Origin of the sequence: Paracoccus aminophilus JCM 7686 (assembly GCF_000444995.1) — a bacterium.
In the GTDB taxonomy this organism is placed as follows: domain Bacteria; phylum Pseudomonadota; class Alphaproteobacteria; order Rhodobacterales; family Rhodobacteraceae; genus Paracoccus; species Paracoccus aminophilus.
This window is the reverse complement of record NC_022041.1, coordinates 3,247,906-3,270,162: the sequence shown is the minus strand read 5'-3', so window position 1 is coordinate 3,270,162 and position 22,257 is coordinate 3,247,906. Positions and strand designations below refer to the sequence as shown.

Annotated in this window: 13 protein-coding genes; 10 read left to right on the top strand and 3 right to left on the bottom strand. The window is 64.6% G+C overall.

From position 1 onward, the window contains the following. Position 1: 1 nt before the first annotated feature. Positions 2-364 (bottom strand): STAS domain-containing protein, encoded by a 363-nt coding sequence (locus JCM7686_RS15940; RefSeq protein WP_020951823.1) that lies wholly within the window; start codon positions 362-364, stop codon positions 2-4. Between the two features lie 306 nt (positions 365-670). On the opposite strand from JCM7686_RS15940, the gene JCM7686_RS15935 reads away from it, so the two are divergent. From JCM7686_RS15935 to JCM7686_RS15910, 6 genes are all read left to right on the top strand, one after another. Then, on the top strand, positions 671-2,728 hold the full coding sequence (locus tag JCM7686_RS15935; protein ID WP_051201588.1) for a M10 family metallopeptidase C-terminal domain-containing protein: 2,058 nt from the start codon (positions 671-673) through the stop codon (positions 2,726-2,728). A gap of 208 nt (positions 2,729-2,936) precedes the next feature. After that, the gene (locus tag JCM7686_RS15930; protein ID WP_020951821.1) at positions 2,937-4,343 is read left to right on the top strand and encodes a circularly permuted type 2 ATP-grasp protein; all 1,407 of its coding nucleotides are present in this window, start codon (positions 2,937-2,939) and stop codon (positions 4,341-4,343) included. Between the two features lie 10 nt (positions 4,344-4,353). Then, positions 4,354-5,310: an alpha-E domain-containing protein gene (locus tag JCM7686_RS15925; RefSeq protein WP_020951820.1), complete on the top strand. Its 957-nt coding sequence runs from the start codon at positions 4,354-4,356 to the stop codon at positions 5,308-5,310. 10 nt (positions 5,311-5,320) lie between these two features. Then, entirely contained in the window at positions 5,321-6,127 is an 807-nt protein-coding gene (locus JCM7686_RS15920) for a transglutaminase family protein (RefSeq protein WP_020951819.1), read from the top strand. A gap of 74 nt (positions 6,128-6,201) precedes the next feature. Further along, positions 6,202-6,930, top strand: coding sequence for a proteasome-type protease (locus JCM7686_RS15915; protein WP_020951818.1), 729 nt, complete (start codon positions 6,202-6,204; stop codon positions 6,928-6,930). Positions 6,931-6,943: 13 nt separating this feature from the next. Next, entirely contained in the window at positions 6,944-7,273 is a 330-nt protein-coding gene (locus JCM7686_RS15910) for a hypothetical protein (RefSeq protein WP_020951817.1), read from the top strand. Here the strand turns inward: JCM7686_RS15910 and mutS are convergent. Beyond that, positions 7,270-9,906, bottom strand: coding sequence for a DNA mismatch repair protein MutS (mutS, locus tag JCM7686_RS15905; protein WP_020951816.1), 2,637 nt, complete (start codon positions 9,904-9,906; stop codon positions 7,270-7,272). The genes JCM7686_RS15910 and mutS overlap by 4 nt on opposite strands. Before the next feature lie 287 nt (positions 9,907-10,193). Between mutS and JCM7686_RS15900 the strand changes: the two genes are divergently transcribed. Together JCM7686_RS15900 and JCM7686_RS15895 are read left to right on the top strand one after the other, a co-directional pair. Beyond that, positions 10,194-12,308: a Hint domain-containing protein gene (locus JCM7686_RS15900; protein WP_020951815.1), complete on the top strand. Its 2,115-nt coding sequence runs from the start codon at positions 10,194-10,196 to the stop codon at positions 12,306-12,308. A gap of 39 nt (positions 12,309-12,347) precedes the next feature. Beyond that, positions 12,348-13,574 (top strand): glycosyltransferase, encoded by a 1,227-nt coding sequence (locus JCM7686_RS15895; protein WP_020951814.1) that lies wholly within the window; start codon positions 12,348-12,350, stop codon positions 13,572-13,574. Here the strand turns inward: JCM7686_RS15895 and JCM7686_RS15890 are convergent. Continuing rightward, positions 13,531-14,298 (bottom strand): WecB/TagA/CpsF family glycosyltransferase, encoded by a 768-nt coding sequence (locus JCM7686_RS15890; protein ID WP_020951813.1) that lies wholly within the window; start codon positions 14,296-14,298, stop codon positions 13,531-13,533. The two genes, JCM7686_RS15895 and JCM7686_RS15890, sit on opposite strands and share 44 nt — an antisense overlap. A 119-nt stretch (positions 14,299-14,417) precedes the next feature. Here JCM7686_RS15890 and JCM7686_RS15885 point away from each other — a divergent pair, with 119 nt between their 5' ends. Further along, positions 14,418-15,836, top strand: a complete 1,419-nt coding sequence (locus tag JCM7686_RS15885) for an O-antigen ligase family protein (RefSeq protein ID WP_020951812.1) — start codon at positions 14,418-14,420, stop codon at positions 15,834-15,836. Between the two features lie 98 nt (positions 15,837-15,934). Further along, a complete protein-coding gene (locus JCM7686_RS15880) occupies positions 15,935-22,255 on the top strand; it encodes a type I polyketide synthase (protein ID WP_020951811.1) in 6,321 nt (2,106 codons plus the stop codon). The last annotated feature ends 2 nt before the right edge of the window (positions 22,256-22,257 follow it).

Sequence of the window (22,257 nt, the reverse complement as noted above, 5' to 3'; positions counted from 1 at the left end):
GTCATTCCGTTCGCGCGGGGGCGGCGCTGTCCGTCGGGGGCAGAGCCGCGTCAGAATCGGTCGGGCGAATGTTGAAAACCGTTTCCATCCTGGTCAGGCGAAAGACGCGTTCGACATTCGGTGTCAGTCCCGTCAGCTCAAGCCGCTGCCCTTCCGGCAGCGCTTTCAGCGTCCAGATTACGGCGCCAAGGCCCGAGCTGTCCATGAAATCGACCTTGCCGAGATCGAGCAGGACAAGGCCCGGGGCATGGGGCAGGATTTCCCGCATACGGTCCTTGAAGGCGGTCGCGACCGCGGCATCAAGGCGGACTTCGCCGACCACGACATGATCGTGGGTCGCGTGGCGGATCAGTTCGAGCTCCATCTTTTCTCCTGACGGGGACGGCGTGTTGTCTTGGATTTAGCGCAAATTCCTTACCAGCCGGTAAGCGCAGCCCGAAAAACGCCTTTCCTCCGCGATTGCGCGCCGCGCCAACCCCCAAAGGCGTGTCTGATTGGCCCCAATGGTTAATAAACCGGAAACAGAGGCGGGTAGGGCAATTGAATTTTTTCGGAGAACTGGTCTTAAAGGGAGAAATTGCCCTTTTCGGTTTCCCTGTTTCACACGCTTTCGCTGCCGAGGATCTCTATGTCCGTCCAATCACTGTCTCCAAAATCTTCGGGTGGTTCTGTGACCCTTGATGCCGCGCGCTTCGAGGGGAGTTTCGACGCATTGGCCTCGATCGCGACCTCGGCGCGGATGTCGGTCGGCGATACGTTCTCCGGGCGATTGAGCTGGGCGGGCGATGTGGATTGGATCGGGATCGACCTGAGCGCCGGGCAGCGCATTCAGGTTGATGTGACCGGGATTGGCCGTCTGGGCCTGAACGATCCGCTTCTGGTTTTGCGAGACATGTTCGGGAATGTCATCTCGACCTTCGACGATTCCAATGGCACCTTGAACCCGACAGGCTTTCTGACTGCTGCGACAGCCGGGCGTTATTTCATTGAAGTTCAAGGATATACCGCGTCTGGCTTTCTGGGTGCAGTGGGCGAATACCGCGTCAGCGTGAGCTCCGTCGCCTCGCCGCCGGTTTTCACGCCCGCGCAGATCGCGCATCAGCTGACTGACGGCTTTTGGGAAAACCTTGGGGAAAGCCGCCGCAGCTTTGATGTCGCCCCCGGAGGCACGCTCAATGTCGATCTTTCCGGGCTGAATGCGGCGGGAAAATCCGTGGCGCTCATGGCGCTCAATACCTGGAGCGAGATGAGCGGGATCAAGTTCAACACCAACCTGCGCCCCGGTCAGACCGCTCACATCGTGATCGACGACAACCGGCTTGGCCGCGCCTATGCCACCCATGACCGTTTCTCGGCCGATGGTCATACCGAGCGCGCCACGATCAATATCGGCAGCGACTGGATCGCAGATTACGGGCGCGGGCTGAACAGCTATGGCTACCAGACCTATCTGCATGAAATCGGCCATGCTTTGGGGCTCGGCCACGCCGGCAATTACAACGGCAATGCCGTTTATGGCGTCGATGAGCTGTTTCGCAACGACAGCTGGCAAGCGACGATCATGTCTTATTTCAGCCAGAGCCAGAATACGTCGATTAATGCGAGCTATGCCTTTACGGCGACGCCGATGATCGCCGATCTGATCGCGATCCGCGATCTTTACGGCCCGACCCAGCTGCGCACCGGCGATACGATCTATGGCGAGGGCTCGAATGCGGGCGGGGTCTATGGGCTGATTGCGCGCCAGATCACGGCGGGTCTGCGCGACAAGATCACCTTCACCATCCATGATGATGGCGGCAGGGATACGCTGGATCTGCACAGCGACAAGATGATGCAGTCGATCGACCTGACGCCGGGCTCGGTTTCAAGCGCCTATGGCCTGACCGGCAATATCTCGATCTCGGCCAGCACGGTGATCGAGAATGTCATTGCGGGTTCGAGCCATGATCTGATCATCGGCAATGATGCCGACAACCAGATCTGGGGCGGCGCGGGCAATGACACCATCTATGGCGGTGCGGGGAATGACACGCTTTACGGCGGCGCGGGCGCCAATCTTCTGGTCGGCGGCACCGGCAATGATGTCTATGTCGTGACCGATCCGCGCGACCGGATCGTCGAGGCGCGCAACGCCGGGATCGATACGGTGATCTCGATCGGCAATGACTATCGTCTCGGCGCCAATCTGGAAAACCTGACCCTGCAGGGGCGCGGGCCGTTGCAGGGAACGGGCAATGGGCTCGACAATGTCATCCGCGGCAATATCGGCGCGAATGTGCTGTCGGGGCTCGGCGGCAATGACACGATCTTCGGTGGCGCGGGCCATGACCTTTTGATGGGCGGCGCGGGCAATGACCGGCTGGTCGGCGGCGCCGGGCGCGACACGCTGCTTGGCGGGATCGGCAACGACACCTTGCTGGGCGGTGCGGGCAATGATGAGCTGCGCGGCGGCGCGGGCAATGACGTGCTTTACGGCGGCGCGGGCGCGGATCGCTTCATCTTCGAGGCCGGCCACGACGCGATCATGGATTTCCAGCGCGGTGTCGATACGATCGTGCTGAGCGAGCGGCTGTGGGGCGGTCGGCATCTGACGACGGCGCAGGTCCTGCAAATGGCCAGCGAGGTCGCGGGCCATGTCGTCTTTGACTTCGGCAATGGCAACCGGCTTGACGTGCACGGCGTCCAGCGCGTCGCCCATCTGGCCGACGATCTCGCCTTTCTCTGAGCGCGCGCGCGGGCGGGGCATCAGCCTTTAGGCCCGCGCCTCGACTGCCCGGATTTTCCTGCTGTCACCTGCAGCGCCCGGCCTGCCCGAAAACCGGGCAGGCTGCGCGCTCTGGTGGCAAATCGGAACTTTGGCCCGCGCGATCTCGTTCGCTTGCATGACGCGGGCGGCGGCTCTGGCATGCTTGAGGTCAAAGCAAGGGGGCGCGATGTTTTACAATGAAATGCTCGATGGCGATCAGGTGCGCGCGCCTTATGCGCTTCTGTCGGACTGGATTGCCACCATGCCCTCCGAGTTCCGCCAGATGAAGCAGGCCGAGGCCGAGGCCCTCTTTCGCCGCATCGGCATCACCTTCGCCGTCTATGGCGAGGGCGGTGATCCCGACCGGCTGATGCCTTTCGATATGATGCCGCGCGTCTTTTCGCAGGCCGAATGGCGCAAGCTGGAACGCGGGATCAAGCAGCGGGCGCGGGCGCTCAATGCCTTTCTGCGCGATGTCTATAGCCGGGGCGAGATCATTCGCGCGGGCCGCATTCCGGCCCATCTGGTTTATCAAAACGCGGCCTATGAAAAGGCAATGGTGGGCTTTGTGCCGCCGCGCGGGGTCTATTCCCATGTCGTCGGCATCGACATCGTGCGCACCGGGCGCGACGAATTCCATGTGCTCGAAGACAATTGCCGCACGCCCTCGGGTGTCAGCTATATGCTGGAAAACCGCGAGATCATGATGCGGATGTTTCCCGCGCTCTTTCGCAACAACCGGATCGAGCCGGTCGATGGCTATTCCGAGCTGTTGCGCCGCACGCTCGCCTCGGTCGCGCCCGTGAAATGCGAGGGGCGCCCGACCATCGTGATCCTGACGCCCGGGCCTTACAACAGCGCCTATTACGAGCATTCCTTTCTCGCCAATCTGATGGGGGTCGAGCTGGTCGAGGGCAGCGATCTCTTCGTCGATGGCGAATATTGTTACATGCGCACGACGCAGGGGCCAAAGCGGGTCGATGTGATCTATCGCCGGATCGACGACGCGTTTCTGGATCCTCTGTGCTTCCGGCGCGATTCCATTCTGGGCGTGCCGGGGCTCATGGATGTCTACCGCTCGGGCGGGGTCTCGATCGCCTCGGCGCCGGGGGCGGGGGTCTCGGATGACAAGGCGATCTATATTTTCGTCCCCGAGATGATCCGCTTTTACCTTGGCGAAGAGCCGATCTTGCAAAATGTCCCGACCTGGGCGCTGTGGCGCGAGGATGATCTGGCCTATGCGCTTGCCCATCTGGACGAGCTGGTGGTGAAGGAGGTCCATGGCTCGGGCGGCTATGGCATGTTGATCGGCCCGCGGGCGAGCAAGGCCGAGCTTGCCGATTTCGCCGCGCGCATCCGCGCCAATCCGGCGAACTACATCGCCCAGCCGACGCTGGCGCTTTCGACCTGCCCGACCTTCGTCGATGAGGGCATTGCGCCGCGCCATGTCGATCTGCGGCCCTTTTGCCTCTGCGGCGAACGGATCGAACTGGTGCCGGGCGGGCTGACGCGGGTCGCGATGCGTGCGGGCTCGCTGGTGGTGAACTCGTCGCAGGGCGGGGGCGTCAAAGACACCTGGGTCCTGTCGGAATAGGGGAACAGCCATGCTCAGCCGCACCGCCTTTCACCTCTTCTGGATCGGCCGCCACCTCGAGCGCGCCGAGACCGCCGCGCGCCTGCTTGATGTCGGCGCGCGGATCACGCTGATCCCCTCGAATGCCGCGCGCATTGAAAACGAATGGGAATCCTTGCTGCGCGCGTCGGGCACCGCCGATGCGTTTCACGAGAAATATGGCGAGATCACGCAGGAGACCATGGAGAGCTTCATGTTCTTCGACCGCTGCAATCCGGCCTCCTTCGCCTCTTGTCTGGAAAAGGCGCGCGAGGGCGGGCGGGTGGTGCGGACCGCACTGACCTCGCAGGTCTGGGACGCGCTCAACACCGCCTATCAGAAGCTGCGCAAGCTTGAGGCGCTGTCGCGCGAGGCCCGCGATTCCGCCACGCTGACCGATTTCGCGATGCGCCATACCGCGACGATCCGCGGGGCGATTGCCGCGACGCAGCTGCGCAATGACGGCTGGCGCTTTCTCAACCTCGGCTATGATCTCGAACGTGCCGATGCCACGGCGCGGATGCTCGATGTCAAATATTTCGTCCTGCTGCCGCGCGTCGAATTCATCGGCTCGGGGCTCGACAGCTATCAATGGCAGGTGCTCTTGCGCGCGCTTTCCGCGCATCGCGCCTTCAACTGGGCCTATGGCGGCGAGATCACCGCGACGAAAGTGGCCGAATTCCTGATCCTGAACCCCGAAAGCCCGCGCTCGCTGATGTCGGCGCTGATCGAAGCAGAGGGCCATCTTTCGGGACTGGTTGCGCGCTATGGGCCGGGCGTGCCCAGCCTCGCCCATGAGGCGGCGCAGCGCGTGCTCGAAGATCTTCAAAGCCATGACATCGAACGGATTTTCGAGGATGGGCTGCATGAATTTCTAAGCTGGTTCATCGGAGAAATCGCTTTGATCGCGGATGCGGTGCAGGACGATTATCTCAGCGGTCGAACCTGAGGAGAGCGCGATGAAACTTCAGATCACCCATGAGACGACCTATAATTACGATGCGCCGATCCTTGGCCTGATCCAAAGCCTGCGGCTGACACCCTCGGATTACGAGGGGCAACGCGTCGGCGGCTGGAAGATCGCGGTGACCGGCGGCCATCGCGGCGGCACGTTCCGCGACGGGGCAGGCGATCTGATCGAGGCCTGGACCGTGCGCGGCCCGATCAGCGAGGTCACCGTGGCGATCCGTGGGCTGGTCGAGACCCGCGATACCGCGGGCGTGTTGCGCGGCCATCGCGAAACCGTGCATCCTCTGGTCTATCTGCGCGATACGGTTGCGACCGCGCCCGATGCGGCCTTGCGCGATCTCGCGGGCTCGGTGCAGGGCGAGGATGGGCTCGATCTGGCGCACCGGCTGTCGGCCGCGGTCTCGGACGCGATCCGCTATAATCCCGGCGTGACCGAGACCTGGACCACCGCCGCCGAGGCCTTGGCTTTGGGCGAGGGGGTCTGTCAGGACCATGCCCATGCCCTGATCGCCTGCGCCCGGGCGCGGGGGCTGCCGGCGCGCTATGTCTCGGGCTATCTGCATTCGAGCATCGACGGCACGCCCCATGACGCCGCCCATGCCTGGGCCGAGATCCACACCGGCCCGCTCGGCTGGGTTGGCTTTGACGCGGCGAACCGCTGCTGCCCGGATGATCGCTACGTCCGGCTGGGATCGGGTTTTGACGCGGGCGATGCAGCGCCGATTTCGGGGGTGACGCTGGGGCAGGGAAACGAAAGCCTCGATGTGCGAGTTGCTGTCGAGGAAATGGATCAATAAGCAGGCCGCAGTCTTTCGCGCGGCGCGGCTTGGCCGCCTTTGCGACAGACAGGCGATCACAAGATGGACGTGCCATGACCTATTGCGTTGGCTTGAAACTGGACGCGGGACTGGTGTTGCTCGCGGATACGCGCACCAATGCCGGGCTGGATAATATCTCGATCTATCGCAAGATGTTCTTCTTCGAGACCCCGGGCGAGCGCGTGATCGGGATCATGACGGCGGGCAGCCTCTCGGTGACCCAGACCACGATTGCGCGGCTGCATGAGGCGATCCATGCCGAGGGCGCTGACGAGACCACCTCGATCATGCGCGCCACGACGATGCTGCAGATCGCGACGATCATCGGCAATACCCTTGCCCAGACCCGGCGCGAGATTTCCGAGCAATTCCGCGATCTTCAGGGCTATGAGGCCTCGGCCAGCCTGATCGTCGCGGGCCAGCGCGCGGGCGATGACATGCGGCTTTTCCTGATCTATCCCGAGGGCAATTTCATCGAAGCGACCGAGGACACGCCCTTTCTCCAGATCGGCGAGCATAAATACGGCAAGCCCATTCTGGACCGGGTCATCACCCCCGCCACCGATCTGCTCGATGCGCAAAAGGCCGCGCTTTTGTCGATGGATTCGACCCTGCGCTCGAATCTTTCGGTGGGGATGCCGCTGGATCTCGCGGTGATCCGCAAGGACGATTGCCGCGTCACCTCGGCGCGGCGCATTGCCGAAGACGACCCTCAGTTCCGCGCGATGAGCGCCGCCTGGTCCGAGGCTTTGCGTGAAAGCTTCATCAAGATGCCGATTTAAGCGGGGCGGGGCGATGCGGCGGGCGATCCTGATCCGAAGCCTCATCGCCGCTCTCATCTGTGGCCTTGCGGTGATCGCGGTCTCTCAGCGGTTCGCGCTGGTGGCAGAGCGGCGCGATGCCGCGCTGTTGCGCAAGGAGGTCCAGCTTTTACGCCGCGCCGGTCAGGGCGCCTGTCTGACCCCTGATCAGATCGCGACGGCGGCCACGGCGTTGGGCTGGCACAGCGCCCCGGTCGGGTCCGGCCTTTTGCGCGTAACCTTGGCCGAAGAGACGCGCAAAGCGATGCCGCGCGTCATCTTGTTGCAGTTCGATCCGCTCGGTTGCCTCAGGCCCGCGCCCTAGCCTTCGGCCTGCAGATCCTTGAGCTGGTAGAGCAGGTCCAAAGCCTCGCGCGGGGTCAGCGTATCGGGGTTGATCTCGCGCAGACGTGCCTCGGCGGGCGAGGCCTTGGGGGCGGCGGCTTTGGGCGCGGGCGGAGGCGCTGCGCGAAAGAGCGGCAGATCATCAAGCAGCATCTGGGGCCGCGCCGCGCCCTCGCGCTCGCCGCTTTCCAGCGTGTGCAGGATCTCTTTGGCGCGCTCGACGACAGAGCCCGGCAGCCCGGCCAGCCGCGCCACCTGCACCCCGTAAGAGCGATCCGCCGCGCCCTTCTTGACCTCATGCAGGAAGATGACCTCGCCTTCCCATTCGCGCACGGTGACGGTCGCGTTTTCCACCCCGTCGAGCCGGGCCGAAAGCGCGGTCATCTCGTGGTAATGGGTCGCGAACAGCGCGCGGCAGCGGTTCGTCGCGTGCAAATGCTCCATCACCGCCCAAGCGATGGAAAGCCCGTCCCACGTCGCCGTGCCGCGCCCGATTTCATCCAAGATGACCAGAGCATGATCGTCGGCCTGATTGAGGATCGCGGCGGTCTCGACCATCTCGACCATGAAGGTCGAGCGGCCCCGCGCCAGATCATCCGCCGCGCCGACACGGCTGAAAAGCTGGCTGACCATGCCGATATGGGCGGCGCTCGCAGGCACGAAGGCGCCTGCCTGCGCCAGCACGGCGATCAGGGCATTCTGGCGCAGGAAGGTCGATTTACCCGCCATGTTCGGGCCGGTCAGCAGCCAGATCGCCGGGGTTTCGCCTGCGGTCAGAGCGCAATCATTGGCAACAAAGGTCTCGCCCTTGCGCTTTAGCGCGCGCTCGACGACCGGATGGCGACCGCCGGTGATTTCAAAGGCGCGGCTGTCATCGACAGTCGGGCGCACCCAGTTTTCCCCGGTCGCGAGATCGGCGAAAGCGCCCTGAAGGTCGATCTCGGCCAGAGCGCGGGCGGCTTGGCCAATCGGGCCCGCTTGCGCCAGCACCGCCGCGACCAGACGGGCAAAGACGCCGCGCTCAATCTCCAGCGCGCGGTCGCGGGCATTGAGGATGCGGGTTTCGAGCTCGGAAAGCTCGACCGTGGTGAAGCGGATCTGGTTCGCGGTGGTCTGGCGATGGATGAAACGTTCGTTCAAGGGCGCGGCGAGCATCCTTTCGGCATGGGTCGTCGTCGTCTCGATGAAATAGCCCAAAACGTTGTTATGTTTGATCTTCAGGCTGGTGACGCCAGTTTCACGGATGTAATCGGCCTGCATTCCGGCGATGACGCCCCTGCCCTCGTCGCGCAGACGGCGGGTCTCGTCGAGGTCTTCATCATAGCCGCTGGCCGTAAAGCCGCCGTCACGGGTCAGCAGCGGCGGCTCGGCGACCAGCGCCTCATCCAAGAGGTCGATCAGCTCGTCGTGGCCGACCAGATCGCGGGCAGCCTCGGTCAAGACCGCGCCCGCATCTTCGGGCAGAAGTGCCGCAATCGCCGCACCTTGGGTCAGGCCTGCGCGGATTGCCGCGAGATCGCGCGGCCCGGCGCGGTCCAGCGCGATACGGGAAATCGCGCGGTCCATATCGGGGGCGCGCGACAAAGCCTCGCGCAGATCGGCGGTCAGACGCGGGGCCTCGACCAGATAAGAGACGGCGGCCTGACGGGCATGGATTTCGCCCAGATCGCGCGACGGGGCCGAGATGCGGCGGTCCAAAAGCCGCGCGCCCGCCGCCGTCACCGTGCGGTCGATGGCGGCCAGAAGCGAGCCCTCGCGCCCACCTGACAGCGCTTGCGTCAGTTCGAGATTGCGTCGCGTGGCCGCATCAATCTGCATCGCGCCGCCCGCAGCCTCGCGCACCGGCGGACGCAGAAGCGGCAGGTTGCCGCGCTGCGTGAGCTCGAGATAATCGGCAATCGCGCCCATCGCGGCCAGCTCGGCACGGGAGAAATTGCCGAATCCGTCCAAAGTTTCGACCCCGAACATCGCGGAAAGGCGGCGCACGGCGGCGGTGCTGTCGAAGCTGCCTGCCGCAAGTTCGGTCAAGGCCGCGCCGGCTTCCTGCGCGAGATCATCGAGCCCGCTGCCTTCCAGCACCAAAAGCTCGCGCGGGGCATGGCGGGCAAGCTCGGGGCCAAGCCGCACCAGCGGGCAGGGCGAGACGCGGAATGCGCCGGTCGAGATATCGACCCAAGCCAGCGCGCTCTCGTCGCGCACGGTGGCGAAGCTGGCGAGGAAATTGTGGCGTCGCGCCTCCAGAAGCGAATCCTCGGTCAGCGTGCCGGGCGTGACCAGCCGCACGACATCGCGGGCAACGACCGATTTCGAGCCGCGTTTCTTCGCCTCGGCCGGATCCTCCATCTGCTCGGCAATCGCCACGCGAAAGCCCTTGCGGATCAGCGTGAGCAGGTAGCTTTCGGCGGCATGGACCGGCACGCCGCACATCGGGATCGGCTCGCCCTGATGGGTGCCGCGCTTGGTCAGCGCGATGTCGAGCGCCGCCGAGGCCGCCAAGGCATCCTCGAAGAACATTTCGTAAAAATCGCCCATGCGATAGAAGAGCAGCGCTCCGGGGTTGGCGTCGCGAATCGCGAGATATTGCACCATCATGGGAGTGGGCTGGTCGGACATGGAAAAGCCTTCTGCGCGGGATTTTTCCCTTCTAAACCCTGTGGCCCGGCAAGGGAACCTCTACAGTATCTTGATGCGTCCATGAGGCATCTCAGACATATTAACCATTTGTTTTGGTAGTTGTTTACCCAAGGCCTTGAGGAGTAGATGTGGAGAGGTGTCCCAATGCGTCTTGCTGAAAAGAACAGGTGACCTTTTGTCGCATTTGGGTAGATTGCCAAACTGGCCGGGGATCGGGTGTGTGTCAGATCCTTCCGGTAGTTGGTTAAATGTGAGTGGCTGTTATCATGGCACAGATTGACGGGACGCCGATTGGCGACACGCTTACGGGTGGCTCTGCAGATGACATCATCTACGGCGGGGCCGGGGATGATGTCCTTTACGGTGGCGACGGCAATGACATCCTCTACGGTGGGGATGACAATGATGTCCTTTACGGCGGCGATGGCGCCGATACGCTTTACGGCGGTCCGGGCGATGATACGCTTTATGGCGGCAGCGGTCAGGACGTTGCCTATGTCGATGACAATTCCGGCCACGACACGATAGATCTGGGCACCTCGCCCAATATCTCGATGGTCAATTATGTGACCACCATCGGGCCGGGCAATGACGAGCCCGATGACGGCTATGTCAGCGACGTTGGCGACAAGCTCGACGGTTCGGCGATCACGACCGATACGACGGTGGTCGTCAATGATTTCCGCTCGGGAGATATGAACTGGGGCGATGGCAATGGCAGCGTCCATTTCATCGGTGCCGAGCATATCTATACCGGCAGCGGCAATGACGTGCTGGATGCGCGCAACATGGGCCATCGCACCGATGGCGCGACCGGCTATTATCAAGAGCGCAACGGCGTCGGCCTGCATGGCGGCGCGGGCGATGACACAATCTATGGCAGCGATCTGCGCGACACGCTGGACGGCGGCGTTGGCAATGACATCATCTATGGCGGTGGCGGCGACGACCTGATCCTCAGCAGCGCAGGCGACGACATCGTCTATGGCGGCGACGGCAATGACGGGATCCGCTGGTCGGCCGATGGCGGCACGACGCTGAACGGCGGCACGGCCTATCACGACATCGCCTATGCCGGCGCGGGCGACAATGACGCGCTCAATATGCTGGAGGATGCCAGCGGCACCCGCAACATCCATGTCACGATCACCGCGACCAATCAGATCGGGGCCGACGGCCATGCGGTCGATGATCGCGGCAATACGATCGATTTCTACGAGTTCAACCGCATCCTGACCAGCGGCGGCAACGATTTCATCGATGCGTCGCACGCGCAGGTCAGCGGCGGCGTCGGTGTCGGGCTTTTCGCCGGAGACGGCGATGACACGGTCTATGGCTCTGACGGGAATGATGTCATTTTCGCGGGAACCGGCACGAATGTGATCCGGGGCGGCAAGGGTGACGACTCGATCGTCCTGGACGAGAACAGCTGGAATCCCAGCCATGACACCGTCATCTTCCGCAACGGCGACGGTCATGACACGATTTCAGGCGTGCGCCCGCCCGAATCCGATGGCAATGGCGGCTATAATTCGCAGCTGCATATCAACATCTCCGGGCAGCTCGATGCGAACGGCAATCCGATTTCCGTAAACGATATCGTGGTGGATACCGTCGACGAAAACGGGACCAACCATGTCCGTTTCACCTTTCCCTCAGGCGATACGATCATCCTCAAGGGCGACAATTATTCGCCGCTCGACCCGACGCCGTTTCACGACCCTGCGGTGCTCGGCTCGATCTTCGAGCTGACGCCGATCTGTTTTGCGCGCGGGACTTTGCTGGAATGTGCCGAGGGCCTGATCGCGGTCGAGGCGCTTGCGGTCGGCGATCTCGTGCGGACACGCGACCACGGGCTGCGCCCGATCCGCTGGATCGGTCATCGCCAAATCGGCGCGCAAGAGCTGGCGCGGCTGCCCAATCTGATGCCGATCCGTATCCGCGCCGGGGCTTTGGCGGCGGGCGTGCCCTCGGCGGATCTGACGGTCTCGCCACAGCACCGCATTCTCGTGCGCTCGGCGATTGCGCAACGCATGTTCGGGGTCGACGAGGTTCTGGTCGCGGCCAAGCAGCTTTTGGCGCTCGATGGGATCGAGCTGGCCGAGGTGACCGAGGTCGAATATTTCCACCTGCTTTTCGAGGACCATGAGATCCTGTTCTCGAACGGGGCCGAGACGGAATCGCTCTTCACCGGCGAGGAGGCCTTGAAATCCGTGGGTATTGCCGCCCAGCACGAGATTTTCACGCTCTTTCCCGAGCTGCGTCATCGCGACGCGGCGGCGCTGGCCCGTCCGGTTGTCAGCGGCAAGAAAGCGCGTCAGATGGCCGAGCGGCATCAGCGCAACCACCGGCCTCTGCTTGACCCCGGGGCTGCAACCTGATCCTGCTGCATTATCCTTTGCTCGGGACTTCGGACGGTCATGACTGAGACACTTCCCCATCTGACGCTTTTCTCGGCGGCCCCTGCCTTGTCCGCCGAGAATGGGCAGCTGCGCATCGACGATAAATTCGTCGCCGGAATGCGGCTTCATGCGGCGCAATGGGGCGGTCCGGTCACGGCAGTGATGCGCGATGCGGGGCAGGCGGCTTTGCCCTTCACCTCGCTTTATGCGCCCGAGGAGCTTGGCTTCAACGTGACGTTGCTGGCGCCCGATGCGCCCGCCGCCAGCGCGCTTGAAGCGCGCCCGGGCCTGGTGCTGGTCTCTGCCGATATGACGGATCAGTTGCAGATCGGGCCGGCCGCCAAGAATATGGGGCTCTCGGTCGTTTACGGCATCGAATATACACTCGGCACCCGGCTGCGCATTGCCATGATCGACCAGAACCGCAGTCTGGCGAAGCGGCTGTGGTCGGCGCTGTGGAACTATCGCCAGGAAAAGAAACGCCGCCGTGCACTGCGTGAGGCCGATGGGATCCAGCTTAACGGCTTTCCGGCGGCGCAGGATTACGGCGCGCTGAACCAATATGCCTTGCGCTATCTCGACAATCGGATGCGGCGCGACATGTTTGCGACCGCCGGAGAGATGGCGGTGCGCAAGCGCTATCACGCGGCGGGGGGGCCGTTGCGGCTGATCCATTCCGGGCGGCTCGAGGCGCTCAAAGGCGCGCATTTGCTGATCCCGCTGGCCGAGCAGCTTGCGGCGCAAGATGTGCCCTTCACCTTCGCGATCTATGGCGATGGCAGCCTCGCCCCGCAGATCGGCGCGCAAATCGCGGCCAAGGGGCTTGGCGACAAGGTCACGCTGCACGGCCCGGTTCCCTTTGAAACGACGCTGGTTCCAGTCTCGCGCCAGCAGGCGGATCTGTTTGTCAGCTGCCATGTCCAGTCCGATCCCTCCTGCACCTATATCGAGGCGATGGGCTGCGGCCTGCCGGTTCTGGGCTTTGACAATCAGATGCTGTCGCCGCTGGTGCGCGATTCAAGTGGCGGCTGGACGGTGCCGATGAACCAGACCCGGCGCATGGCGGCCCGGATCGCCGAGCTCGCCGCCGATCGTCCGGCCGTGCTTGCCACTGCCGAGGCTGCGCTCGCCTATGCCCGGCGCCACGATTTCGAAAGCGAATTCGCGGCGCGGATGGAGCATCTCAAACGGGTCTTCAACCTCACCTGCCCGATTGATCTGACCTTTGCCGCGCCGCGCGGATGACATGACCGGGCAGGATGCCAAAGCCCTTGGCATAGCGCGCCGCCAGCCGCTTGGGGTTCGAGAGCATTCGCCAAAGCCATTCCATCTTGACCTGCCGCATCAGCTTCGGCGCGCGCTGCTGATGGCCGGAGAGGAAGTCGAGCCCGGCGCCGATCGAGGCAAAGCCGACATTGCCAAGCGCATCACGGGCACGGATGGCGAAGCGTTCCTGACGCGGCGCGCCGAGCGCCAGAAGACACAGCCGCGCCCCCGAGGCGCGCAGCTTCTCGATGATCTCGGCGCCCTCGTCCCCCTCGGGATCGAAGGGAAAACCGGGCGCATGGCAAAGCACGATCCGCAGCCCCGGCACCAGTGCGCGCAGCCGATCCGCCGCCTTGGCAAGCGAATCGTCATTCGCCCCGACCAGCGCCACCGGCACATTCGCCGCGACGGCCTCGTGCATCAGCGGCACGACGAGATCCGAGCCCGGCACCAGCGCGACCGGCTTTTTCGCGATCTTCGACAGCCAGACGATCGGATTGCCATCGGCGCAGATCAGATCATGGGCGGCATAGGCGCGGCGAAACACCGGATCCTCGCCCAGACGTTGCAGGTGATCGACATTGATTGTCGCAATTGCAAAGGGTTGGCCCGTTTTCAGACGGCGCCCGACCTCGGCGAGAAGGCTTTTCTCGTCCGTGCTGTTAACCCGGACGTTTACGCCGTCCGGAAAGTGGAATTGCATCTTGCCCCTCGCTGCGGCTATCCCGGTGCAAGCATGGGTCGCGGCGGTCGCGATTGCAACGTCGGGCGTGGTGTCATGGTAGTTTGCCTAGGCTTGATCGGCATGGGAGGCGCGGGCTGATGTCACCGCAGGCGCTGCTGATGCTGATGATCTGGCCCGTGGTGACCGGCATCCTGTTTTCCCGGCTGCCGCTGCAAAAGGCCATCGTCTGGACCATTCTGGGCGGTTATCTGGTGCTGCCACCGCTGGCGGTGATTCCCCTGCCTCTGGGCCCGGGGCTCGACAAGGCGGCGATTCCCGCGCTCTCTGCCTGGCTCTTCACCTTGGCGAGCAAGGATAAAGCGGCGCTCGACCCGCCGCCGCGGCTGGTCGGGGTGATCGGGTTCTTGCTGCTCTGCGCGGTGCTCTCGCCCTTGCTGACCGGGCTCACCAACCGCGACGCGCTGGTGGATGAGGTCTCGGTGCGGCCCGGCGTGACGCTGACCGGCTCGATGATGGATGCGCTGATGGTCTTTCCGCAGCTGCTGCCCTTCTGGCTGGCCTACCGCTATCTGTCGAACCCCGAGGGGGCGAAGGTGCTGGTCAAGGCCTTCGTCTCGGCGCTTCTGACCTATTCGGTGCTGATGATCCTCGAGGTGCGTCTGTCGCCGCAGATGAACGTCTGGGTCTATGGCTATTTCCAGCACGATTTCGTCCAGACCATGCGCTATGGCGGCTATCGCCCGATCGTCTTTCTCGAGCATCCGCTCTGGGTCGCCTTCATCACCCTGACCGCGCTCGTCTGCGCGATTGCCACGACGCGGGTGAAGCGGAACCGGAAATGGTATGGGATTTCCGGCTATCTCGGGATGATGCTGCTGATGTGCAAATCGGCCGGGGTGATCTTGCAGTTCGGGCTGGCGCTGCCCTTCCTGTGGTTCGCACGCCCGCGCCGGATGGTGGCGCTGGCGGCGCTCCTCGGCACGCTGGTTTGCGCCTATCCGGTGCTGCGCGCCCAGCCTTGGATGCCGATCGAGAAAATCGTCGACACCACCTTGCAGGCCGATCAGGACCGGGGCCAGTCGCTGGCCTTCCGGCTGCGCAACGAGACCATGCTGCTCGAACGCGCCAAGGAGCGCCCCTATTTCGGCTGGGGCGGCTGGGGCCGGGCGCTGCTGCTGGATGCGGATGGCACGCGCTATCTGACCATTCCCGACGGCGCCTGGATCGTCATTCTGGGCGCGCGCGGCCTTCTGGGCTTCATCGCGCAATTCGGCCTGATGCTGGTGCCGCTTTTCATGCTCTGGCGCAGTTGGCCCAAGGGCGGGCCGATGCAGATCTCGCATGAGCAGATGAATCTGGCGGCGGTGGCCTTGATTATCGGGCTGAACATGGTCGATCTCATCCCGAATGCGACGCTGACGCCGAACACCTGGATGATGGCCGGTCTGGTCGCAGGCAGTGCTGCGCGGATGCGGCAGGGCGGGTATTTTTCTGATGGCGGTCAGCCCGCGCAGAAAATCCTGTCGAAAAAGGCAGGATTGACCCCGGTCATATAGGCGAAGCCGGGGCACTTGTTATATAAGCAAGAAATTGTAGAGGCGGCCGGATTGGCGGCCGATCTCGTTTGGTTAGTTTATTCTTGAGGGGCCCGGATATGTCTTCCGAACTGCTGAATGCCGAAAGCACCGACATCGCGATTGTCGGCATGGCGGCGCAGCTTCCGGGCGCGGCCAATATTGCGGAATATTGGGACAATCTCTGCCGGGGCGTCGAGTCCATTCGCCCGCTCTCAGAGGAAGATCTGATCGCGGCGGGAGAGTCGCGCGCGCGGTTGCGCGATCCGAACTATGTGCGCGCGGCAGCGCCTCTGGCCGAGTTCGACGGCTTTGACGCGGAATTCTTCGGGCTCAGCCCCAAGGAAGCCGCGATCATGGACCCGCAGCACCGCAAGTTTCTGGAAACCTGCTGGAGCGCGCTGGAAGACGCGGCCCATATGCCCGAGGATTTCAAGAAGCCGATCGGCGTCTTCGGCGGCTGCGGCATGGGCAGCTATTTCTATTGGAACATCTGCTCGAACCGCGATCTCGTGGATAATGTCGGGCATTTCCTGTTGCGCCATACCGGCAATGACAAGGATTTCCTCTCGACCCGCGTCAGCCATGTCTTCGACCTGACCGGGCCGAGCGTGAACGTCCAGACCGCCTGCTCGACCTCGCTGGTGGCGATCCATATGGCCTGCGAATCGCTGATGTCGGGCGAAAGCGATATGGCGCTGGCGGGCGGCGTCACCATCGAGCTGCCGCAGGGGCGCGGCTATCTCTACAAGGAAAACGAGATCCTCTCGCCCGACGGCCATTGCCACGCCTTCGACCATCGCGCGCAGGGCACGGTCTTCGGCTCGGGCGCGGCGGTTCTGGTGCTGCGCCGGCTGTCGGATGCGCTTGCGGATGGCGATCACATCTGGGCGGTGATCAAGGGCTCGGCGATCAACAACGACGGCGCGGCCAAGGCGGGCTATCTCGCGCCGAGCGTCGAGGGGCAAGCCAAGGCGATCTCTGAGGCTTTGGTGATGTCGGGCGTTGATGCGGGCTCGATCGGCTATGTCGAATGCCACGGCACCGGCACGGCGCTTGGCGATCCGATCGAGGTTGCCGCGCTCAATCAAGCCTATGAGCTGGTGCCGGGGCCGCGTTCTGCGCCCTGCTATATCGGCTCGGTCAAGACGAATATCGGCCATCTCGATACCGCAGCCGGGGGCGCGAGCCTGATCAAGACCGCGCTTTCGGTCCATCACGGGAAGATCCCGCCAAGCCTTGGGTTTGAGCGTCCGAACCCCGCGATCGACTTCGAGGGCGGGCCGTTTCAGGTCAATGACCGGCTGCGCGACTGGGACGCGCCTTTGCGCCGCGCCGGGGTGAACTCGCTGGGGGTGGGCGGCACGAACGCCCATGTCGTGGTCGAGAACCCGCCGCTGGTCGCGCCGCCCGCCGCCTCGGATTGGCCCTTCCACATTGTCGCGGTCTCGGGGCGGACCAAGGGCGCGCTGGACGCCAATGCGCAGGCAATGGCTGGCTGGCTTCAGGCCCATCCCGAGACGGATATGGCCGATCTCTCGTTCACGCTGACCCATGGCCGCCGCCGGTTCGACCGCCGCCGCGTCGCGGTGGCGCATAACCCGGCAGAGGCCGCGAAATATCTCGCGAGCCCCGATCCGCAGCTCGTCTTTGACCAGCAGCTCGTCGCCGAGGATGCCGAGGTCATCTTCATGCTGCCCGGCGGCGGCGCGCAATATGCGGGCATGGCGCGCGATCTTTACGCGACCGAGCCGGTCTTCCGCGAATGGATGGACCGGGGCCTCGACCATATGGCGAAAGCCAGCGGCGAGGACCTGCGCGCGCTCTGGCTGCCGTCTGAGGAAGGTCGCAAGGCCGCCGATCAGCGCCTGTTGCAGCCCTCGCTGCAATTGCCGCTCTTGATGATCACTGAATATGCTTTGGCGCAGCTTTGGATCAGTTGGGGCGTCCAGCCCGCCGCTCTGATCGGCCATTCGATGGGCGAAAATACCGCTGCGGCTTTGGCGGGCGTGATGTCGTTCGAGGATTGCATCGGCCTTGTCCATCTGCGCGGCCAGCTCTTCGACACCGTTCCGGCGGGGGGCATGCTCAGCATCGAGCTTGACCCGCAGGACTTCGCCGCCGAGCTGGGCGAGCTGGAGCTCGACCTCGCCGCCGTGAACGCGCCGGGCCTGTCGGTGGTCTCCGGCCCCGATGACAAGCTCGATGCGTTTGCGGCCAAAATGGCCGCGCGCGGGATCGAGGTGCAGCGCATCGCCATCGCCATCGCCGCCCATTCGCGCATGCTGGAACCGATCCTCGGCCGCTTCCGCGATTATCTGGCGCGCATCCCGCTGAACCCGCCGCAGGTGCCGATCATCTCGAACCGCTCGGGCGCGGTGCTGAGCGATGCCGAGGCGACCGATCCCGATTACTGGGTCGCCCATCTGCGCGGCACGGTGCGCTTTGCCGATGGGATCGACACTTTGGCGCGCGTGCCGGGGCGGATCTTCCTTGAGGTCGGGCCGGGTCGCGCGATGAAGGTCATGGCGCAATCCCATGCCGCGCTCAGCTCCAATCAGGTCGTCTCGACCCTGCGCCACCGCGATCATGCGGTGGGCGATGATGTCTATTTCATGCTGGGTCTCGCACGGCTTTGGGCGGCGGGCGTCGGCATCGACTGGGCGCAGATCTGGGGCGGCATCCAGCGCCGCCGCCTGTCGCTGCCCGGCTATCAGTTCCAGCGCAAGCGCTATTTCATCGAAGCCGCCCAGCCTGAAACGGCGCAGGCCGCCGAGGAATTGGTGCGCATCGAAGATCCCGCGAATTGGGGCTGGCGTCCGGCATGGCGTCTGGCGGCTCCCGAGGTCGAGATCGGCGCGAATGGCCTGCCGATTGCCGCGGGTCAGCACAACTATCTGATTTTCATGGATGAGGCGGGCTTAGGCGAGCGTCTCGCCACCCGGCTGACGGGGCTTGGCCAAAGCGTCTCGCGCGTGCGTGCGGGCGATCGCTTCCACGATCAGGGCGAGGGCAATTTCACCTTGCCGCCCGAATCCGACCGCGAAGGCTATGAGATCCTGCTCGCCGCGCTGATCGGGCAGGGCCGCACGCCCGAGCGGATCGTGCATCTGTGGTCGGTCACGACCGAGGACCGCATCCGCCCCGGCTCGTCGGTGCTGAACACCCGGCTTGAACGCGGTTTCTTCAGCCTTTTGCACCTCGCGCAGGCGATTGGCACCGAGCTGCCCGATGCCAAGATCGAGCTGATCGCGGCGACTTCGGACGCTTTGTCGGTCTCGGGCGAGGTGGCGACGCAGCCCGAAAAGGCGACCGCGCTTGGCCCGCTGCGTGTGCTGCCGCATGAGGCGGCGGGGGTCTCAACGCGGCTCGTTGATCTGCGCGCGCCCGAAACCCGGCGCTCGGCCTTCGGCGGGGCGAAAACCGACGAGGCGGCGCTCGATGTGCTGGCCGCGCAACTGACCGAAGAGGTGCTCTCGCCCCCGACCGGCGTCGAGGTTGCGGCGTGGCGCGGCGCGCGCCGTTTTGCCCAAGGGATCGAGGCGGCCGCCTTGCCCGAGGTCGCGACTGCGGCGGCAGGCGTGACGCTGATCACCGGCGGTTTCGGCGGTATCGGCCAGACCATTGCCCGCCATTTGGCGCAGAAGGGCGGGGCGAAGCTGGTGCTGACGACGCGCGGCGCGGTGACCTCTGCTCCGGTCGAGGCGGCGGTGCGCCAGTTGGAGGCCTTGGGGGCCGAGGTTCTCGCGGTGCGCGCCGAAGTGACCAGCCCCGAGGATATGCGCCGCGCCTTGGCCGAGGCGCGGGCGCGCTTTGGCTCGGTCGATACGGTGCTGCACGCGGCGGGCGTGACCCGCGATGCGCTGATCGCGGCGAAATCCGACGAAGAGGCCTGGGACGTTCTGGCGCCGAAGCTTTTGGGCACGCAGGCTCTGGCCGAGGCGCTCAAGGATCATCCGGTCCAGCGGACGGTGCTGTTTTCCTCGACCTCCTCGGTGATCGGGGCGGCGGGGCAGGCCGATTATGTCGCGGCGAATGAATATCTGAACGCGGTGGCGCGTTCGGCCCCAGCGGCCTTCGGGCAGGTGCTCGCGGTCAATTGGGGCGTCTGGGCCGACGCCGGGATGGCGGCGCGGGCGGCGGGTCTCGACCGCGCAGCAGAGACTTTGGCAGCGCCGGTCGGGCGGCCGCTTTTGGACGACAGCCAGCCCAGCCCGCGCGGGCGGCAGTTCCGCAAGCTTTTGAAGATCGAGGATTGGATCATCGGCGGCCACCGCACTGCCTCGGGTCAGGCGCTGATGCCGGGCACGGGCTGGGTCGAGCTGATCACCGAGGCCGCGGTCGAGGCGGGGCTTGCCCTGCCGATCGAGATCTCGGACCTCGAATTCCTGCGCCCGGTGCTGGTCGCGGATGGTGGCTCGGCCTTGGTCACGGTCCGCGTCGAGCCCGAGGGAGACCGCCTGCGCGTGCAGGTGCTCGACGATCCGCAGGCCGATGCCAATGTCACCGCGCTGATCGGCACGGTTCAGGCAGGCGTGCCGCGGGGCGTGAGCGCGCCGCAAATCTGGCAAAAGGACGGGCAGGGTGCTGCCTTGCGCTCGGCCCAGGACAGCCAGATGCGCTTTGGCCAGCGCTGGCAGGTTCTGCGCCGCTACAGCATCGCGGGCGGCGAGGGGATTGCCGAGCTGGCCCTGGATCCGGCCTTTGCCGGTGATCTGGCGCAGGGCTATATCTTGCATCCGGCCCTTCTCGATATCGCAACAGGTTGGGCGATGGAGTTGGTCGAGGGCTGGCGGCCCGATCACCTCTGGGTGCCGATGGGCTATGCCTCGATCACGGTTCACGGCCCGATGGGCGGCCATGTCCTCAGCCGCATCCGCAATGCCGGGACGAATACGGCGGCGGCGGGCATGGCGCAGTTTGACATTGATCTGGCCCAACCCGACGGGACCGTCGTGGTCGAGATCCGCGGCTTTGCCATTCGCCGTCTGGAGGGCGGCTTCAGCGCCGCGCCGCGCAAGGTCGAGGCGGCGCGTCCGCTCAGCCCGGCCGAGCGGCGGCTGCATCACAATATCTCGCAAGGCATCCCCGCCGAGATCGGGCCGGAGATGCTCGACCGCGCCTTGGCGACCGGCTTGCCGCAGGTCTTTGTCTCCTCGCTCGATCTGCCGCATCTGATCACCGAAGCCGCGTTGACCGAGGACAGCGGGCCGGGCGAGGGCGGGTTCGAGCGGCCCGAGCTCGAGGCCGATTTCGTCGAGCCCGCGCCGGGTCTGGAAGCCGAGATTGCCGCGATCTGGTCCGAGCTGCTGGGCATTGCCCAGATCGGTGCGGCGGATAGTTTCTTCGATCTCGGAGGCCATTCGCTGATCGCGGTGCGGATGTTTGCGCAGGTGAAAAAGGCGATGGGGATCGATCTGCCGATCTCGACGCTTTTCGAGGCGCCGACGATTGCACAGCTCGCCGCGCTGATCGCCCCCCGGATCGCGCCGCGCGACGGTCTGCCCCAGCCGGGTCCGCGTCTAGTCGCCTCGACCGAGGCAGGCGCGCCCGCTCGCCGTTTCGTCGTCGATATGGGCGGCGCGGAGCAGGGCACGCCCTTCTTCATGGTCGCGGGCATGTTCGGCAATATTATGAACCTGCGCCAGCTTGCCCAAAGGATCGGGCCGGACCGGCATTTCTACGGGCTGCAGGCGCGCGGGCTTTTCGGCGACGACAAGCCGCATGAGAGCTTCATCGACGCGGCGCGCGATTATCTGGAAGAGGTGCGGCAGGTCCAGCCGAACGGGCCCTATTTGCTCGGCGGATTCTCGGGCGGTGGGCTGATCGCACTGGAAATGGCGCGGCTCTTGCGCGATGCGGGCGAAGAGGTGGCGCAGCTCGTCATGCTCGACACGCCGCTGCCGCTGCGACCGTCGCTGTCGAAACAGGACAAAATCCTGATCCGCTTTAGCGAAATGCGCGAGCAAGGCCCGGCTTTCGCCGCCAATTGGGTGAAAAACAAGCTTGGCTATCAGATGGCCAAGCGCCAGCGCGCGCAGGCCGCCGCGCCTGAGGGAGATGGTGCGGCCTTCCACGATCTCGCGATCGAGGCCTCGTTCCGCGCGGCTTTGCCCAAGGTCGAGTTGAGCCGCTGGGACGGTCCGGTTGCGATGTTCCGGCCGCCGCTCGATCCCCGTTTCAAGGTCTCGGGCGGGCGCTGGGTCACGACGGGTCGCGAATATCTGCTCGACGACAACGGCTGGTCAGAGTGGATGCCGCAGCTGCGTGTCATCGAAGTGCCGGGCGACCATGATTCCATGGTGCTTGAACCCAATGTGCGCCGCCTTGCCTCTGTCCTGCGCGAGATCCTGCGTGAGGCGGATCGGGCAGGCGCGGCGCGTGCCGAAGCGGCGGAGTAAGA

What these genes read in the sequence shown, in the direction of transcription:
- JCM7686_RS15940 (WP_020951823.1), bottom strand. Translation starts at nt 364, where the DNA reads ATGGAGCTCGAACTGATCCGCCACGCGACCCACGATCATGTCGTGGTC.
- JCM7686_RS15930 (WP_020951821.1), top strand. Translation starts at nt 2,937, where the DNA reads ATGTTTTACAATGAAATGCTCGATGGCGATCAGGTGCGCGCGCCTTAT.
- JCM7686_RS15925 (WP_020951820.1), top strand. Translation starts at nt 4,354, where the DNA reads ATGCTCAGCCGCACCGCCTTTCACCTCTTCTGGATCGGCCGCCACCTC.
- JCM7686_RS15920 (WP_020951819.1), top strand. Translation starts at nt 5,321, where the DNA reads ATGAAACTTCAGATCACCCATGAGACGACCTATAATTACGATGCGCCG.
- JCM7686_RS15915 (WP_020951818.1), top strand. Translation starts at nt 6,202, where the DNA reads ATGACCTATTGCGTTGGCTTGAAACTGGACGCGGGACTGGTGTTGCTC.
- JCM7686_RS15910 (WP_020951817.1), top strand. Translation starts at nt 6,944, where the DNA reads ATGCGGCGGGCGATCCTGATCCGAAGCCTCATCGCCGCTCTCATCTGT.
- mutS (WP_020951816.1), bottom strand. Translation starts at nt 9,906, where the DNA reads ATGTCCGACCAGCCCACTCCCATGATGGTGCAATATCTCGCGATTCGC.
- JCM7686_RS15900 (WP_020951815.1), top strand. Translation starts at nt 10,194, where the DNA reads ATGGCACAGATTGACGGGACGCCGATTGGCGACACGCTTACGGGTGGC.
- JCM7686_RS15895 (WP_020951814.1), top strand. Translation starts at nt 12,348, where the DNA reads ATGACTGAGACACTTCCCCATCTGACGCTTTTCTCGGCGGCCCCTGCC.
- JCM7686_RS15890 (WP_020951813.1), bottom strand. Translation starts at nt 14,298, where the DNA reads ATGCAATTCCACTTTCCGGACGGCGTAAACGTCCGGGTTAACAGCACG.
- JCM7686_RS15885 (WP_020951812.1), top strand. Translation starts at nt 14,418, where the DNA reads ATGTCACCGCAGGCGCTGCTGATGCTGATGATCTGGCCCGTGGTGACC.
- JCM7686_RS15880 (WP_020951811.1), top strand. Translation starts at nt 15,935, where the DNA reads ATGTCTTCCGAACTGCTGAATGCCGAAAGCACCGACATCGCGATTGTC.